At 55.8% G+C, this 14,806-nt stretch carries 22 protein-coding genes and 1 pseudogene; 1 reads left to right on the plus strand and 22 read right to left on the minus strand.

From position 1 onward, the window contains the following. Nucleotides 1–35 precede the first annotated feature (35 nt). The 17 genes and pseudogenes from RTN40_RS00645 to RTN40_RS00725 form a co-directional block, all read right to left on the minus strand. Nucleotides 36–686, minus strand: coding sequence for a DUF6246 family protein (locus tag RTN40_RS00645; RefSeq protein WP_312226746.1), 651 nt, complete (start codon nucleotides 684–686; stop codon nucleotides 36–38). 29 nt (nucleotides 687–715) lie between these two features. Continuing rightward, complete coding sequence (locus RTN40_RS00650) at nucleotides 716–1,450, minus strand: phage tail tube protein (protein ID WP_312273458.1); 735 nt, start codon at nucleotides 1,448–1,450, stop codon at nucleotides 716–718. A gap of 14 nt (nucleotides 1,451–1,464) precedes the next feature. Further along, nucleotides 1,465–1,851, minus strand: coding sequence for a hypothetical protein (locus tag RTN40_RS00655; protein ID WP_312226748.1), 387 nt, complete (start codon nucleotides 1,849–1,851; stop codon nucleotides 1,465–1,467). After that, nucleotides 1,848–2,243 carry a hypothetical protein gene (locus RTN40_RS00660; RefSeq protein ID WP_312226749.1) on the minus strand — a complete coding sequence of 132 codons (396 nt, stop codon included), beginning with the start codon at nucleotides 2,241–2,243 and terminating at the stop codon, nucleotides 1,848–1,850. The genes RTN40_RS00655 and RTN40_RS00660 overlap by 4 nt, the downstream gene beginning before the upstream one ends. A 7-nt stretch (nucleotides 2,244–2,250) precedes the next feature. Next, nucleotides 2,251–2,616: a hypothetical protein gene (locus RTN40_RS00665; protein WP_312226750.1), complete on the minus strand. Its 366-nt coding sequence runs from the start codon at nucleotides 2,614–2,616 to the stop codon at nucleotides 2,251–2,253. Then, the gene (locus RTN40_RS00670; protein WP_312226751.1) at nucleotides 2,613–2,786 is read right to left on the minus strand and encodes a hypothetical protein; all 174 of its coding nucleotides are present in this window, start codon (nucleotides 2,784–2,786) and stop codon (nucleotides 2,613–2,615) included. Before RTN40_RS00670 ends, RTN40_RS00665 begins: the two co-directional genes overlap by 4 nt. Next, nucleotides 2,786–3,190, minus strand: coding sequence for a hypothetical protein (locus RTN40_RS00675; protein WP_312226752.1), 405 nt, complete (start codon nucleotides 3,188–3,190; stop codon nucleotides 2,786–2,788). The genes RTN40_RS00670 and RTN40_RS00675 overlap by 1 nt, the downstream gene beginning before the upstream one ends. Before the next feature lie 65 nt (nucleotides 3,191–3,255). Beyond that, entirely contained in the window at nucleotides 3,256–3,549 is a 294-nt protein-coding gene (locus RTN40_RS00680) for a hypothetical protein (protein WP_312226753.1), read from the minus strand. A gap of 9 nt (nucleotides 3,550–3,558) precedes the next feature. Continuing rightward, a complete protein-coding gene (locus tag RTN40_RS00685; RefSeq protein ID WP_312226754.1) occupies nucleotides 3,559–4,632 on the minus strand; it encodes a major capsid protein in 1,074 nt (357 codons plus the stop codon). Nucleotides 4,633–4,649: 17 nt separating this feature from the next. Then, entirely contained in the window at nucleotides 4,650–5,105 is a 456-nt protein-coding gene (locus RTN40_RS00690) for a hypothetical protein (protein WP_312226755.1), read from the minus strand. Between the two features lie 33 nt (nucleotides 5,106–5,138). Then, nucleotides 5,139–6,407: a hypothetical protein gene (locus tag RTN40_RS00695; RefSeq protein WP_312226756.1), complete on the minus strand. Its 1,269-nt coding sequence runs from the start codon at nucleotides 6,405–6,407 to the stop codon at nucleotides 5,139–5,141. A 13-nt stretch (nucleotides 6,408–6,420) separates the two neighbouring features. Beyond that, entirely contained in the window at nucleotides 6,421–7,380 is a 960-nt protein-coding gene (locus RTN40_RS00700; RefSeq protein WP_409418493.1) for a phage minor head protein, read from the minus strand. Continuing rightward, a complete protein-coding gene (locus tag RTN40_RS00705; protein ID WP_312226757.1) occupies nucleotides 7,328–8,686 on the minus strand; it encodes an anti-CBASS protein Acb1 family protein in 1,359 nt (452 codons plus the stop codon). The genes RTN40_RS00700 and RTN40_RS00705 overlap by 53 nt, the downstream gene beginning before the upstream one ends. Before the next feature lie 73 nt (nucleotides 8,687–8,759). Further along, nucleotides 8,760–9,011, minus strand: a pseudogene (locus RTN40_RS00710) (DNA translocase FtsK); the annotation flags it as partial. A 227-nt stretch (nucleotides 9,012–9,238) separates the two neighbouring features. Further along, nucleotides 9,239–10,723 carry a DNA-packaging protein gene (locus RTN40_RS00715; RefSeq protein WP_312226758.1) on the minus strand — a complete coding sequence of 495 codons (1,485 nt, stop codon included), beginning with the start codon at nucleotides 10,721–10,723 and terminating at the stop codon, nucleotides 9,239–9,241. Next, nucleotides 10,710–11,189: a DUF2280 domain-containing protein gene (locus RTN40_RS00720; protein ID WP_312226759.1), complete on the minus strand. Its 480-nt coding sequence runs from the start codon at nucleotides 11,187–11,189 to the stop codon at nucleotides 10,710–10,712. Before RTN40_RS00720 ends, RTN40_RS00715 begins: the two co-directional genes overlap by 14 nt. 31 nt (nucleotides 11,190–11,220) lie before the next feature. Next, nucleotides 11,221–11,847 (minus strand): putative metallopeptidase, encoded by a 627-nt coding sequence (locus RTN40_RS00725; RefSeq protein WP_312226760.1) that lies wholly within the window; start codon nucleotides 11,845–11,847, stop codon nucleotides 11,221–11,223. 83 nt (nucleotides 11,848–11,930) lie between these two features. Between RTN40_RS00725 and RTN40_RS00730 the strand changes: the two genes are divergently transcribed. Next, entirely contained in the window at nucleotides 11,931–12,344 is a 414-nt protein-coding gene (locus RTN40_RS00730; protein ID WP_312226761.1) for a hypothetical protein, read from the plus strand. Between the two features lie 78 nt (nucleotides 12,345–12,422). On the opposite strand, the gene RTN40_RS00735 is transcribed toward RTN40_RS00730, so the two are convergent. The 5 genes from RTN40_RS00735 to RTN40_RS00755 all read right to left on the minus strand — a co-directional run bounded on the left by RTN40_RS00735 (nucleotide 12,423) and on the right by RTN40_RS00755 (nucleotide 14,706). Then, nucleotides 12,423–12,872 (minus strand): hypothetical protein, encoded by a 450-nt coding sequence (locus RTN40_RS00735; protein ID WP_312226762.1) that lies wholly within the window; start codon nucleotides 12,870–12,872, stop codon nucleotides 12,423–12,425. Between the two features lie 152 nt (nucleotides 12,873–13,024). Next, complete coding sequence (locus tag RTN40_RS00740; protein ID WP_312226763.1) at nucleotides 13,025–13,261, minus strand: hypothetical protein; 237 nt, start codon at nucleotides 13,259–13,261, stop codon at nucleotides 13,025–13,027. 344 nt (nucleotides 13,262–13,605) lie between these two features. Beyond that, a complete protein-coding gene (locus tag RTN40_RS00745; protein ID WP_312226764.1) occupies nucleotides 13,606–13,971 on the minus strand; it encodes a hypothetical protein in 366 nt (121 codons plus the stop codon). Beyond that, the gene (locus tag RTN40_RS00750; RefSeq protein WP_312226765.1) at nucleotides 13,961–14,464 is read right to left on the minus strand and encodes a lysozyme; all 504 of its coding nucleotides are present in this window, start codon (nucleotides 14,462–14,464) and stop codon (nucleotides 13,961–13,963) included. Before RTN40_RS00750 ends, RTN40_RS00745 begins: the two co-directional genes overlap by 11 nt. After that, on the minus strand, nucleotides 14,464–14,706 hold the full coding sequence (locus RTN40_RS00755; protein WP_312226766.1) for a phage holin: 243 nt from the start codon (nucleotides 14,704–14,706) through the stop codon (nucleotides 14,464–14,466). Before RTN40_RS00755 ends, RTN40_RS00750 begins: the two co-directional genes overlap by 1 nt. Between the last annotated feature and the right edge of the window lie 100 nt (nucleotides 14,707–14,806).

The following is a 14,806-nucleotide window of genomic DNA, read 5'->3' on the forward strand; positions in this document are numbered from 1 at the left end:
TTTTCAGGTAAGTTTGAATTTTAAACGGACGTGAACTACATGCGATTCCTTTGCGTGTCGATTTCAACCATCTTGTCAGCCCAGTCCATGACCTCATCATAGGCCTCTTCCGTCGGGATCTTGTCTTTCTCTTTCGCCGGAAACTTGGCATTCATTGCGGCGCGGAAACTGGTCATTGTCATGTTCCAGGCGTCCGACTCGCTCATGCCGAGGTGAGCAACAGCAGTGTAGACGAATGACCGGGCATCAAATTTATTAGAATATTCATTATTCCGGCCCTTTAGTTGCTCCGGCGGCTGGTCGCCCATGACGCCGTGGCGGATCAGATGCCTCGCCAGCTCTATCACGTCGTGAACTGCCAGCCGGCCGGGTCGATAGGACAGCTTGCCTTTTGCGGTAATGATGTACACACCTATTAGCTGGCTGATGTTCTCTGTACAGCAGGCGGTAACCACCCGGGCCGCCGCCGCCGCCATCTCAGCAAAGCAGCGGGCCAGCACGTCACGCATGATGCTCGGCTCGCTAATACGGTGCGTCGGGTAGTGCCCGGCGTGCACGGTGACGAACAGCCTGACGATATCCTCTGGCGCGCCGATCCGCGACATCGCCAGAAAAGAGGGGTTGAGGAATATCTCGCGGCCACCAGCGCGGATCACCGCCTGGCCGATATCAGTGATGACCTGCATAAAACCTCAAAGGGGCCGAAGCCCCGTAATTATGCTGTGACTACGACGTTTGCGAAACCAGACGATACGCTGCTGGCCGCTGGGGATGACACAACGCAGGCATAGGTGCCGTCGTCTGCCGCGGTCACACTGGCTTTGTTGTACGTTGCTGACGTCGCCCCGCCGATATCCTGACCGTCCCGCTGCCACTGATAGCTCAAAGGAGAACTGCCGCTGGTGGTGGCCGCCACGTTCAGCGTCAGCGTGTCGCCCTCCTCCAGCGTCAGGCTCTGCGGCTGGGTCGTGATAGTGATGGTATCACCCACGTCGCGCACATCGACCAGGCCCGCGCTGGAGGCTTCCAGCGACCAGGTTGCGACATCATCGTGTGGCGATTCGTCCTGCCAGCTCGTGACAAGGAATGGCCCCTCGGTGATATCCAGCGGGGAAATGATTTTCAGCCAGACATACGGCTGGTTGCTGGTTTCCGCTGATGGGTTGTAGACATGGCGTTTCATGGCCCGCTGGCCGTAGATCGCCTCCTTGCGGCTTACACCGTCACCGGAGAAAGACACGTTTTTATAGGTGGTGACGTTCTCCTGGGTAAACGCCGCGCTCTGGTCACCCGTTGCGTCGGCAGTCTCCCACTCCACGCCCGTGGTTTTGCCGCGCATCATACCGAGGCGCTTGTACTGGTTCGCTGCTGGCTGAACCTCAGGGCAGCCGATCGCGTAATAAACGGCGACAGCGAGCCCTGTGAAAGCACCTGATTCACATCCGGCCATAAGTTTTTACTCCGTTACTGAGAAATGATGGTTCTGAAGTTGATTTCGAAGGCCACACGGCCCTCTTCGGTTCTGAAGGCGGGAATGCCGCCGACTGGCTGCATCAGAATGATGCATTCGGTCTGATGCTCCAGGCTCATGGCCCGGCGGATGGCATCAGCATTATTTTCCACGGCATCGACACCGGGATCGTTCTGGCCGGCCAGCAGGATGATGCGGAAATAGTCGCGGGAGACCGCCTCCTCGTCACTTCCTCCGCCGTTCTGCTGAATGATGAGGTAGCGCTCGTTCTGTGAATCCGGCCGTTCAGAAAAAAAGCGCTTCTGCACGCGATAACCCGTATCGAAACCATGATGCCGGAGCCAGGCGCGCAGGGCGTCATACACCTCGTTGCGGGTCATAGCTTGTACCCTCGCCGTATGGTGGCCCGGATATCGTTTATTCCGTCACGCTCGAAGCCTTTACGCAGGAAGTCGGGCTCGCCGTTCGGATCCCAGTAGTTGCCGTTGCCGTTCGCGCGCGGCTGCCCTTTAAGCGTGCCTGGTGCTGCGTTGACCCGGGCGGCATAGCTGGCAGTAAAGCCGACACGCCCGGTCATGCCGCCGGGGATGGGGCGCAACTCACGAAACTGGCTGTTCACCAGCGTGGAGGTATCCATCGGCGTTATCTGTGCTGAATAACCCATCCCGACTATCATCACCTCGGTGATCACCCGCTCTGTCACCGGCCCGGCAACCTGACCAAGCAGTTTCTTGGCATTCATTTGTACGCGCTTAATGCCTTTTACGGGCATAGTCACCTCATGTCATGATTTGGTAGTCAGGGTCTTCGCCGAAAAAGCTCATATCATCGCTGCGCACGGCAACAATTTTGTCAGCAGATGCCTTAAGCGGATCTGACTGACTCCTGGTATCACCATGCGCGATATAATCATCGCGCTGCGGCAGGCGCATCAGCACACCGTTCAGCTTCGACTCGGTATAGATAGTCTGCTGACAGACGAACTCTTTCCCGCTGTCGTCCGTTACGGTTTTAGCCTCGGATTCCCATGTGCTCGCTATAAGGTAGGGCTCACCATACTGATAGCTGTTGCTCCAGTCGTCATAACCGTTAAGTGGATAAACAGTGCAGAGGTTGGTGTAGACCCATTCTGATGTGGCGCTCAAGGCTCCTCCCAGCGGAGTACTTCCGGCTTTGTGGCGGCGACCTCGCGGCAGAAGATGAACCACTCGCCGTTGCTTTTGACGTAGCCGGTCACCCTCCTGCCGCTGTCAGTCAGCACCCAGACTTTCGTAGACGGCTCCGGCAGACGCTGCTTAACGGATATCAGGGCCATCAGCGGCCCCCGTTGCTCATACAGCCGCCCTTGCCGATCCAGATACCGCCGAATGCAGGGGTAGCAGTCGGGTCGGGCGGGATGAGCGTCGTCGCGCAGCCGTGTTTATCCAGCCCGCGCAGCAGGTTCAGCGCGCCTTTCCAGCGATCGGAAAAAGACTGGTAGCGGAACGACCGGGAAGCGCCGTTTGGCGCGGTCTGGCTGGACAGATATTTATCACCCTGCCCCAGCCCCATTAGCGCCAGCAGGTACAGCTGGATAAGCATCGCTGTAGCGGTCGGATAATGCAGGCTCAGGCACGTTTCGATGCCGTTTACCTGCTCCACCAGCGCCGCCAGCACGAAATCAGGCAGGGTAATCCCCTGACCGCTTAGGTACTGCTGCGCCTGTTCGGGATTTACCATGGCTGACTCCTGAAATAAAAAGCCCCGCCGGAACGGGGCATAAAAAACCGCCTTAGCGGCGGCTGTTATTCAGCGGGGAAGAGTTTTTCGAACTCGCCTTCCGGCAGCAGTTCCGAAAGCTTTTCAGCACCCAGGGTGCCTTTAAACTCGATACCCAGCTCTTTCAGGCGATCGGCGATAATCTCCTTACGGGATTTGCCATCGTTCCCTGCACCGGGCGTTGCCGGGGTAAGCGCACCACCAGCTTCGCCACGCATCAGGCGGACGTTGGACTTAAAAGCCGGGTTAAGACTTTCAAACTCCACGATATCCCCGACCACAACGCCGAACCACGGGCGGATCACTTCGTACTTAGCCATTGCGTATCCTTAGGCAGCTGCGCCGTAGACAACGCCGGACAGGCCTTCTGCGTCTGCGGTGATCTGCAGGCCTTCAGCAGACATGATCTGGAAGTTGTAGTTAACGTTCGGCAGCGGGCGCGGCAGCGGCACAATGCCCTGAGCCATGCCCACCAGTGGAGAGATCACTTCTTTGCGGCGCTGGTACGCCAGGAACTCGTTATCTTTGAACGCAAAGGTCGGGCGGATCTCTTTGACAGGTGCAAACGGCATTACAGCATTCAGGACGTTGCCGCTGACCACACCATTCACCACATACGGCTGCATGAGGTTTGCCCAGATCTCCGGGCTCACCCACATGATATCGTACTGTGCGACGCGGTTAGCGCGTGCTGTTGAGCCGAAAGCCCCCTTACCGAAGAACGCGATCATTTGCGTTTGATTAGCGCTGGTCAGGTCGATATTCGCGCCACCTGCACCGGAACCAAGATTAATACGCCTGGTGTTACGGTGATTACGCATGCCCTGGGCTTTATAGCCCTGCACCTGAATATTGCGGTCGCCGTCCAGATAGTACGAAACGCGGCGTTTATTGACCTTTTTCAGCTTCGCAGCCTGTGAGTCCAGCACCAGATCGATACCAACAGAGCTCATGCCTACAACGTTACGCCAGTTCACACCGTAACCGGCAGTGAACACCGGGATCGGATCGCCGTCGTTGTCATAATCAGTCTGGTCGAACGAGAACGGGGCCTGACCGTCAATCGTTACTTTCACATCATCAGCAATATCACCAACGACATTATAGAGTTTGACGGTCTTACCGACCGACAGCACGGTTTGCACGCCAAGCAGATCGTTGACGATTTCGATGCCGACCTCCTGATCGCGCAGCTGGATGACCTGGCGGTCAATCTCAGCCCAGAACTCGCGGGAGAAGCCGCCTACAGCGTTACACGCCAGCATGTCCGGCGTCATGTGAGCACGGTTGGTGGCGATCATCGCATTGTGCTGGGCGTTCCACATATTGCGGTTAGCCCATAGCTCATTCCAGTGGCCAACAAGGCGGCTGTTAGCCGCCAAGGTTTCTCGTGAAAAGTACATGTGCGTTTATCCTTGAATTACGCGCCAGCGGCTGCGGCGGCAGTGCCGACACGCATACGAACGCGGATGAAATCGGTAGTGCCTGCCGCAATGGTGGCTTCGTCCTGGCTGTAGCCGATCACCGCGTCGGTGTCGTCGGTAGCCAATGTGAACTGGCCAGCAGCACCAAGCTTGATCGGGCTGTCTTTTTTGTACGCGCCAGGCACGCACAGCAGCGCCAGTTCGCGCCCCTCTTCCACATAGTTCCCCACAGCGGAATCACCTTCCGGGACGGCGTCACGAATGTCCAGGCCCTGATGGTAGGCGCAGTCAATAATGTAGAGGCGTCCGGTCAGCGCGGTAGCCTGCGCAAACACGTCTTCGCCATTGATGATCGCCGCGGTGCCCGGCAGCAGGGCAGCAGCAGTGGTACGGGTTTCAGTCTTGTAGAGCGACTGCCCGTCGATATTTACGCGACGATAGCGGGATGCCATGCGCGGTCTCCTTTAAAGTTGGTTACGGGCCGGTTAAGCCTGGAAGTGAGCGGACGGATCAGGAGCGCCGGTTTCGCCAGGCGTCTGCGCGGAATTACCACCCAGCGGTGCGGCAGTACCCAGCTTGCTGTACATCTCTTTCAGTGCCGGGCCTGACAGGGCGTTAGCCACGAGTTCGCCGTGTACCGCCTGCACAGCGTCACGCATCGTCTTTTCTTCAGCGCGCGAATTAGCAGTAAGGGTTTCGGCAAGCTGCTGGTGGTTGGTCTGAAGGGCTGTGATTTGTAACTCAAGAGGCTCAATCGCCTTTTTAGTATTGGTAGCTACAGCCTCACCGATCATGGTGCCGATTTGTTCCATTTCTTCTTTGGTTAAAGGCATGTCGCCCTCCGTTTGGTGGTTGGTTGCAGGCTGATCCTGCGGAGTGAAAAAAGATTTGAATTTGTTGGTTACGACAGCGACCCAGGACTCCTGGCGGGCTACCGGCGTTCCGGTGTCGTCGAAGGTGATTTTCCCGCCCTCTGACGTATAGCCGAACACCTGGGCGTTGCCCCCGTTACGGATGATGACCACCTGGCTGTCGGTGAAGTCGGCCACCCAGGCGTATTCATTCTCGCCGGGCGCGAACCGGGCCTTAGCCGCACGGTCTAGACGCTGCTCGCGCTCCCGGTAGGATTCGCCCATCAGCGCGCCGGAGTTAACCTTCAGGGGAGTCGCATTGTCAGCATTGACCATCAGGCCGACGCCCTGCTCTGGTGTGGCCGCGCCAACCTCATGCAGCAGGATGGCGTCATGATCCATACCGTGAATCTTTGCCACCCACTCTGCACCCAGCGCCTTCTGCTCTTCATTGGCTTCGAGCTGGTCGAGGAATACCGCAACGCTGGTGTGAATCGGCGGCACATCTTCGCCACGTTCGATAGCTGCCACGCGCTCGAGTAGTTCGCGCCCGCCTTCTGACTCGCTGGCTTTGTTAACATCCACCCATTTTTCCAGGTAGATGCGGTTACCGGATTTCTTGACGTTGCGGTTCCACGCACCGACAAAACCAACGTTTAACCCTTCCGGGGAGAAGGCGGACACGAACTTGCCATTAACCTGCGGATGGCCCAGCGGGGCCAGCGTGCCTTCCAGACCGGCGTAGTGCGCGTCAATTTCGCTGGCGGAATACAGGCCGCCGTTCATAACGACATTGGCCGGTAGCGTATAGCTGGGCAGAACGAGATGATCACGCTCGTTGTGCACTTCCCGGCGAATAGTCTGGCTGTTCACCCGCGTGGTGACGTTGATTTGCATTGTCATAGTAGTTTCTCGTTTAAGCGGCCCGGTGGTGGCCGCAGTCGCAATGGTTGGCGACAAGACCGGCTTTCTGAGCCTTCTCCAGCCGCTTCTTCGCCATGTCGATGACGTTCGGGTTCAGCGGCCTGCCGTCGGCATCCACCAGCACCGCTACCTGTGTGCACTTGCAGTTAATGGCGTTACCGTCAACGCTGTACCAGTCCCGCAACTCTTCGGTTGTGTAAAGGTGGGCATGGCGTAGCGCGTGTTTGCGGCGTGTCGTCGGGCTAAGTGCGGAAAGGTGCATCTGTCGCGTCATGATGCCGTACTGGGTTTCGGCCTCGTCCGACTCATCCCAGCGGGCGCGACGCAGCGCCGTGGTTATTTCGGTCCGGGCGATACGCTTTGCGCGCCCGATTTCCATCCCGGTCTGCTCAGTAAGTCGCTTGGCAATATCACGGGGGATTTGCCCGCGGCCCATGCCGTCGGTAAGGATCCGCGCCATGTCCGACTTCGTCCGCGCGCTGAGGTTTTTCATCTCCTCAAATACACGGGTGCGCACCAGCAGCAACCGGCGCTGATAGGGTTCGCTCAGCAGCAGTTGCTGGAGATTCTCCCGCCCGGCGGCGTACACCGCTGACTGCTGCGACAGACTGGCGAACTCCTGCGCCGTGCCGCGCTGGTACGCCTGATTAACGTAATCGCGCCAGAACCAGAAATTCGTTTCGTTACCGCCATAGAGGATCTCATCCACCAGCGCGGAGGCGTTCTCCAGCAGCATGGACAGAAGCGAGGTATCAAGGTCGAAGGTGTAGCGAAGGTTTACTGCTGGTGATGCGGGTATGCGGTCGAGGATGCCATGGTAGGCTTTTGCGATACGCTTGATCCGCCTTGAGAACTCATTCATAGCGCCGCGCTCGAGGCGGTCTGCCCCCGTCGGGTCGCTAAGATTTCCGGGCAGAATCGGAGGTTTTATCCTCTTCGTCTTCTTCTTCATCATCATCCTCTCCCAGCGGTTCAGGTGATCCCTCATACCCGGCGGCCACGCGGATTTCCTCGCCCGTAAACGGCTGCTCACCACTGGCTACAGAAGCGCTGTTGATCTCGGCCATGAGTTTGGCGGATGCCATCTTCTCAGCGCCGGAACTGGCGTTCAGGTCATCCCAGATAACCGTTTTCTGTGGTACCGCGTCGAGAATGCCCAGCAGCACCAGCTTGTCGCACAGGTCCTCAATATCAAACGACAGATCACCGCGCCGGGACTGGCAGCGCCCATTGAAGTAGCGCTGGTCCTCAGTGCTGGCCCGCTCGCCCGTCTGCATGCCTACAAGGATTTTGGTCGGGATATCCAGCGCAGCTCCCGCTGTCTGCAGGTTTACGTTGTAAGTTGGCCCGGGGTCGGCGACAGAGGACACTAGCGGCGTCACCGTTGCGCCCTGGGTGGTCAGCAGCGCATCGTTGCCGCGGTTAACCTCAACAGCAGCTTCATTGAACTTCTCCTGCAGCTCATTGACATCAACATTGTACATCGAGGCCAGGTTGCTGAAGTCGATCTCTTTATCGAAGTTGATATTCAGCTGGCGCGCTGCGTTCTTCAGGAAGGATTCACCGCTGCCGCCCTCCACCTTCTCCAGGCTGACAAAGGCGTTATAGGCTGGCTCCAGAAAGCCGATCGCATCACTCGAGTAATCGCCCAGGACAAACACGCGGTCGGGATGCACATCCACGCGCCGGGTGCTGCCGTTCGGAAGGCGCTCTACGTATCCCCACATTTTCGGCTGCCCGTAGGTACGGGAGTTCAGCCCCGTATCCCATTCTTTGACCACCAGCGCGCCTGCCCAGGCAACAGTGATCTTCTCGAGGCCTTTGCCTTTGGTGGCGGGCTTATTCCAGTCCAGATTATCGCGAATGTGCAGCAGGATGCCGGAGTAGCGGCCCACCAGCCGCCGCAAATCAGCTTCGGCAAAGGTGCGCCAGAAGCGATGGGTAAAGACGGCTTTCGCCTTGCTCTCCCATGCAGTTACCTTGCGCGTTTCGTCAGCCTTTTCGCCCTCGATGATCTCCGGGTTGCTGAGCCAGCAGGTGCTGGTAATTTTTCGCACCGCGCCGTGAGCGATGCCGCCGCGCCGGTACAGGCTGTAGAGGTCGTCAAAGGTCAGATCCTCTTTGAAGCCGTACTCGCACCATGCCGTGCTGCGCTTTGCATCCAGACCCATTGTCGGGTTAGCCGCCAGCATACGTGCGCGCGCAAGACTGGCCTCGGCCAACGCATGGTTGACGGCCAGTTGAAGGTTATTGTTCATGCTGGGGTCCGTTTGGTAGGTTCAGGCAATAAAAAAAACCGCCCGGAGGCGGTCTGTGTTCGATAGTTGCTAATTACATTTCACCAGGGGCAGGCGGCAAAACATCTCTGTTCCCATTAGCATTTGGTGGTGAAACGATACCCAGCGCTTCCATCTGTTCGATTATGCGTACAGCTCTGTTATAACCAATTCGGAACTCACGTTGAATGCCAGCAATTGATGCTTTACGGGACAAAACAATATATTGCAAAGCATCATCAAAAAGCGGATCAAGAGTGTCATCTTCTTTTGGCTCTTCTACTGGCTCCATAGGAATCCACTGAGGATTTTCTACAAACCATTTTTCAATCCCTTTCATGGCGGCATCAGTGCAGATCGAACAAAGCGAAGGGTGCCCCATTTCGCCAGAGGTTGTATTAATCGCGCAACTACATCCTTTCCGCCATTCATCGATGATCAGCAGCGGATGCATAATTATTTTATTTTGTTTTGGCATATTTTTACCTGGCTAGATCCCGAAGCGCATCAGCTTGCGCATTCACCACATTCAGTTTATCTACCCTGAAGCCGTTTGGGAATCATCATGCCCATCGGCTGCGCGCCGCCGAGTTCGGTGAGCGCATAAACCGCCGCGTCGAGACGGTCAGGCGACTTTTTGGCAGTGGCCGGCACGTACTCCATCAGCTGATTTTCCAGCACGTAGAGATTACCGTTGTGCGCAACGCGGCCCTGCTCGTAGAGAGCAGAGATCGGCTCTGCCCGTGCGTATTTCCCCTTACTGGCATGGACACGGATAATACGGCCCTTGTAACCGGCGTTACGCAGCGTTTCCTCAGCCATATCGCCGCCCTGGTTCGTTTCGATAACGATCGCATCAGCTTCGTGCTCTTCGTAAGCCCACATTGCCTTTTTGGCCCAGCCAGCCGGTGAATACTTGCCGCTGTAATCCCCATCGACAGAGAACTGCTTTTTATCACCAGCACCATACGCACTGGCCGCCACAATGCCGGATTCGTCGCTTTCATCGCTGTTGGTTGCCTGCGGGTCGATGGCCACTACCGAGCGAACCTTGTCGAAACGGATCTGCAGGTCGCGGGAGGCGCTTATCATCGCCTCATTCCACAGCGCACCCTCTGCATTGAAGCGCCGCGGCTTCTGCATGTACTGCGCCTCGGCAGTGCGCCGGTGCGAAAACAGGGAAACGCGGTGAGTTTCGTTGTGCTTGAATGGCCAGAGCCAGCCATCAGGCAGCCCGTGGTCAATCGGGATGGCGTGGGTGTTCTCCGGGTACTGCGCCAGGTAGGCCTGGCTGTTGTCGATGAGCACCGGAAGATTAAGGTGATGCCACTTTTCGCCGGAACCGCCACGCAGCAGGTAACCACTCAGATCGTGATAGTGGATGCGCTGCATGATGACAATCATCGGCGTCGTCTCGATCGCCAGTCGTGACTTGATGGTTTCGTTAAAGCGGTTGTTAACGCCGTCGCGCACTATCTCGCTATAGGCATCATCGGGTTTGACCGGGTCATCAATAATCAGCGCGCCCTGCCAGCCTGGCTCCATATGCCCGGCACGAAAGCCGGTAACCTGTCCAGCTGCCGAACTGGCGTACACCCCGCCACCAAATTCATTCCACCACATCGCCTTACTGTCAGCATCATCGCGCAGCGACATAGGCCACATGGCCTGATAGGCCTGCGATTTGATCATGCCACGCGCGGTAGACGAGTTGAGCAGCGCCAGCTGGTGGGAGTATGACAGATGCATGAAGCGGGCACGCTGGTTGAGCGCCAGCCCACGCCCCATCATGTTGATGGTGGCCAGCTCAGTTTTGGTGTACCCAGGCGGGACGTTAATAATAAGACGCTGAATTTCGCCATCTATCACCCTGTCCAGCGTCTGTTGGATCACCCGGTGATGTGGTGCGACGATCATTTTGCCGCCGGTGCGCTGCTTGAAGAAGTATCGCGCGTAATATAATCCATCCTCCACGCATTCAACGCGGCGGGCGAAAAGCTTTTGCTCAGCAGTCGTCATCCTCCAGCATCTCCCGCCGCGCAGCTTTGTAATCGTCTTTGTTCATGGTGACTGTTTCGATAGCGCCCCCATTCGGCCCGGAATGCTCGAACTTATGCTTATTGGTGTAGGCGTCGCCCACTTCTTTGGCAGCCTGCTCGATTAGCTGGGATGCCAGTGCAAAGTTCTTCATTCCCTCTGTTTTGGTCGCCATACGATCCAGCGCGCGCAGCCGGTAAGCTTTGTTGGCGATCGGGATATCAGAGATTTTGTTCTGAAAGCGGTCACGGGTGGCGTTAAACATGTCCACCCACTTTTGCGCCAGGCCTTTTCCGTTCGCTTTGGTCGGGTCGTGTGATTCCACCTGCTGGCGGGATATCGTAAGGCCAAACTCCTTCTTGACGGCCTCGACTACCTGAGAGGGCGTATCAAAACAGGCTAACGACTGGACGATAAAGGCTTTGACCTCTCCTTTCAGTGCCGCCATTGGTTACCTGCCTGTCATAATCAGTCAAAAGTTAGGCCAGCTTAAGCAGGCACGTTCCGCATGCCCTGGCGATATCAAGATGGGCAACCTCCGCAGGCCTGTTTGCAGCGTCCACCAGCTGCTGCACATCGTGGCTGGCACCGTAGCGCCGGACGACGCCGACGAACTCCTCCACATCGTGGCCACGTAGTTTCAGCTTCGGCTGCCCTTCCCGCGTGAACTTCGGCGCGCCAAACTCATCCGTCTCCTGGGCGATGTGGTACAGCTCATGCTCCACCAGCGCGCAGAACTCCAGATCTGAACACTGAGCGCAGTAATCTGCCGCCAGGGTGATGATGAAGTCAGGTATGCGCCCGAACCATTCATGCATCTGCTGCTCCATGCGAGCCTTTTGCCAGCCCCCGGCGCGCATCATCAACTCTTCCGCCTGACCCAGTACGGCCCGCCCTTTTTTATCAAAGGCATTCGACGCCCAGAGGAAACACAGATCGGCCTCCAGCAGGTGAGTATGGTCAGGGTTATGCAGATTGCCGTCGTCGCTGAGGATCTCGGCATGCAGCCATTCTTGCAGGCCTTCAGCAGGAATGATGCGGATGTACGGTTTGAAGTCTGGGTTATCTACCAACAGGGGTGGTGGATGAGGTCTTTGATCTTTCATGGTCAATATGTACTTCCTCAGACAGCAGTAATATTCTTGTCTGCGAACAAATTATTCACTATTACCAAAATGGATAAAAAGAAATGAAGAGGCTTAGTATTGTCTGCATTGCTGCTGCATTAGCAGCATGCTCTAACACGCCCGTTCCAACGGATCAGGCTAAAGAGGTTTCAGGAACACAGCTTTTAACAACTGCCTATTCAAAAGCAGCCGAAGACACTGGAAGAGTAATAATCAAGCGTGATGCAGGCCAAATGGGCAGCTTATGTAATTTATATGTTTTCATTGATGGAAAGCCTTTGGCGAAGCTTTATCCAGAAGAAAAAGTAACGGTGCATTTAGTACCTGGGCGGCACATACTCAGTGCTGATCCCAGAGGCGCTTGTCCCGGCGGCATGAGTGAACAGACAGCAGACATAGTGAAAGGGGCAACCCAAGTATTTCGGGGAAGCTTTACCAGCGCTGGAGATTTTAACCTTTTGCCAACTGCTTTTTAAGCCAGCCATTACGACAGGACTGCGCATTATTATGACAATAAAAAACCGCCCTTAGGCGGTTTACTTTCATTCGCTCCGTCAAAATTTCGGAGCCATTCCGTACTTGGGAGACTTGATATTGGTCGCCCAGACTTTTATGTCTCCCTGAATGACCGCTGTAAAGTCTGATTTCAGGTGACTTACAAGGGCGTTGACCTTATCAGCGTCATCCACAATGTAATGCTCAATTTTATCCTTCCCCACCGGTACACACTTATAAGCAGCAGGCACTAAAGTGCTGTTTATTCTTAGCGGCGGGTGATTGTTTGAACATCCTCCATTAGACATATACGAAACCGTAAGGTTGGCTGTTTTATATCCAGCTTGAGCAATGCTTATCATTACGGGGTTGTCATCGGCAGTCTGTGTGATGTCATATAAAACCCGGTCTTTCTCGTACCAGGTATTGAGTTCGCGCGCTTGCAAGGCTGCGTTGCTGTGTGCGGAAAGCAGCAGTAAAAAGCTGCTAATCACTTTTAAAGTTTTCATGGTTATGTGCTTGTTATTTAAGGCGCAGCAATCATTACAAGATGCATCACCCCAAAGCAACAACCTAAGGAAAATCCTACTAATTTTGGTTACACAGATAATAGTATTTAAGCTACTTAATGCTTAAGGAAGCAAAAGCTGCCGGGAGGCGGTCAGTCTTCTTTCATTATCGCGGGTCTGATGTCGCAGCCCTCGAAGCTGTAATCGCCGTAATCGGCGCGCAGTTCTGCATCCACTTCATCAAAGATCCGGTCATACAGCTGCCGAGTCGGCTCGTTCTCTAGTGCCCGCACAAAATGGATGCCCTGGCCGTCCGGGACGGCGGCAGTCGAGAACCGGAACGTAAGCTGCCATACCGCTACTTTGTTCAAATCCAAAGGCTGTTTCATATCCCCTCCGCTTCAATATGCTGCGGTCAGGATAGGCCATAAGAGCGACAGTGAGTACAGCGCTGGCGTCAGTTTTTGAGCCCTGGCACATTTTGCTTTTCTTGAACGAATACTTTCCGGCTAAATCTCAGTGCAAAATGCTTATAGATCAGCATACTTAGTAGCGTAACGATTGTGCACTTGCACTCCCTCAGAAACATTTTGGGTTTCCTGTTTCTGAGGGCTTTTTTTATTTCACTGCGTTATACCAGCCCTGCCAGCGATAAGTATTGAGCCGTAGCTGGCGCATGCATTCCGCCGTCTCGACATCCGCCTGCAGGTCTGCGTCGCTATTCGCCCCTGCATCACTGCCCTTGCACGGGGTCTGCATCAAATCCGCTGATGGCGTTGGCAGCGTCGATAGCCTGTTGCCGCAGCCGGATAGAATCATCATCAAAAACACAAACGGTACGATTCGGATCCTGGACATATTTCACCACGTTGCGGGTTATGGTTCGGTAGATAATTTTGCTCTCTTCGCTGGCCTGCGCGGCCTTCTGCTCGACAGGCTGAATAGCCTTTTCAGCTTTGGTGCGCTTATCGGCGGCCAGGGCGTTGATATGGTCGGAGTGGTCATACCAGCCATTACGGTAGCGTAGCTCGCCATAGCCACCGGCCAGAAGTACGATCACGAGAGCGATCAGCAGAATCGTTCGGAGGCTAAAGGTCATATTTGCTCTCCGCCAGGCACATTGAGCGCTCCATCTCGCGCCGGTTCTGGAGGCCCTTCCACTTCATCCCACCAGCGTAAACCCAGCGGCGCATCTCCTCGCACGCTCCCTCATGATCACCACGGTTGAGCTTGCGCAGCAGCGTGGACTTTGAGAAAGCGTCAGAGCCGACGTTAAAGACGAAGCTGTAGAGCGCGGCGCGCTGATACTCGTTCAGCGGCGTTTTAACCATACTATCGACCGTCTTCTTGGCAGGCTGCAGGTCTTTCCAAAGCAGGTTGTCACACTCGCGATCTGTGTACTTCTTGCCTCTCACGATATCCCGGCCCGTATGGCCGTCGCAGACAGTCCACACTCCGGCAACATCCCGGTACGCTTCGTACTTGCGCCCTTCTACGCCGTCTTTGCCACCCAGAAACACCGTGGCGATCGCCAGCGCACCAGCACCAGCCACGCCGATCAGTTTGTTACGTAACGACAGTGAGATCGCCATTAGTCCTCCGCAATATCAACCGGACGTGTGGGCCAATTTTTCAGTGCCTGGATCTGTGCCAGCGTGGTTTTGCGCTTGTAGTACCAGTTGATACCAAACGTCAGTATTGCGATGAAGATGCCTGCTATTACGCCAATGGCGCTCCATTCGTCAGGGCTGAGCCGGGTCAGTAGGCCATTAGCTACCGTCCCGGCAGATGCGCCATAGGCAGCGCCAGAAGCTAATTTGCTCATGTTGGACATATCTCTCACCTCCGATTTGGTCGGGGTGCTGTGAGTAGTAAAAAGGGTGTCAGGCATAAAAATTCATGCCTGCTCTTCTGATCTTCAAAGGAACATAGAG

Source organism: Pseudescherichia sp., from assembly GCF_031987975.1.
GTDB lineage: Bacteria > Pseudomonadota > Gammaproteobacteria > Enterobacterales > Enterobacteriaceae > Pseudescherichia.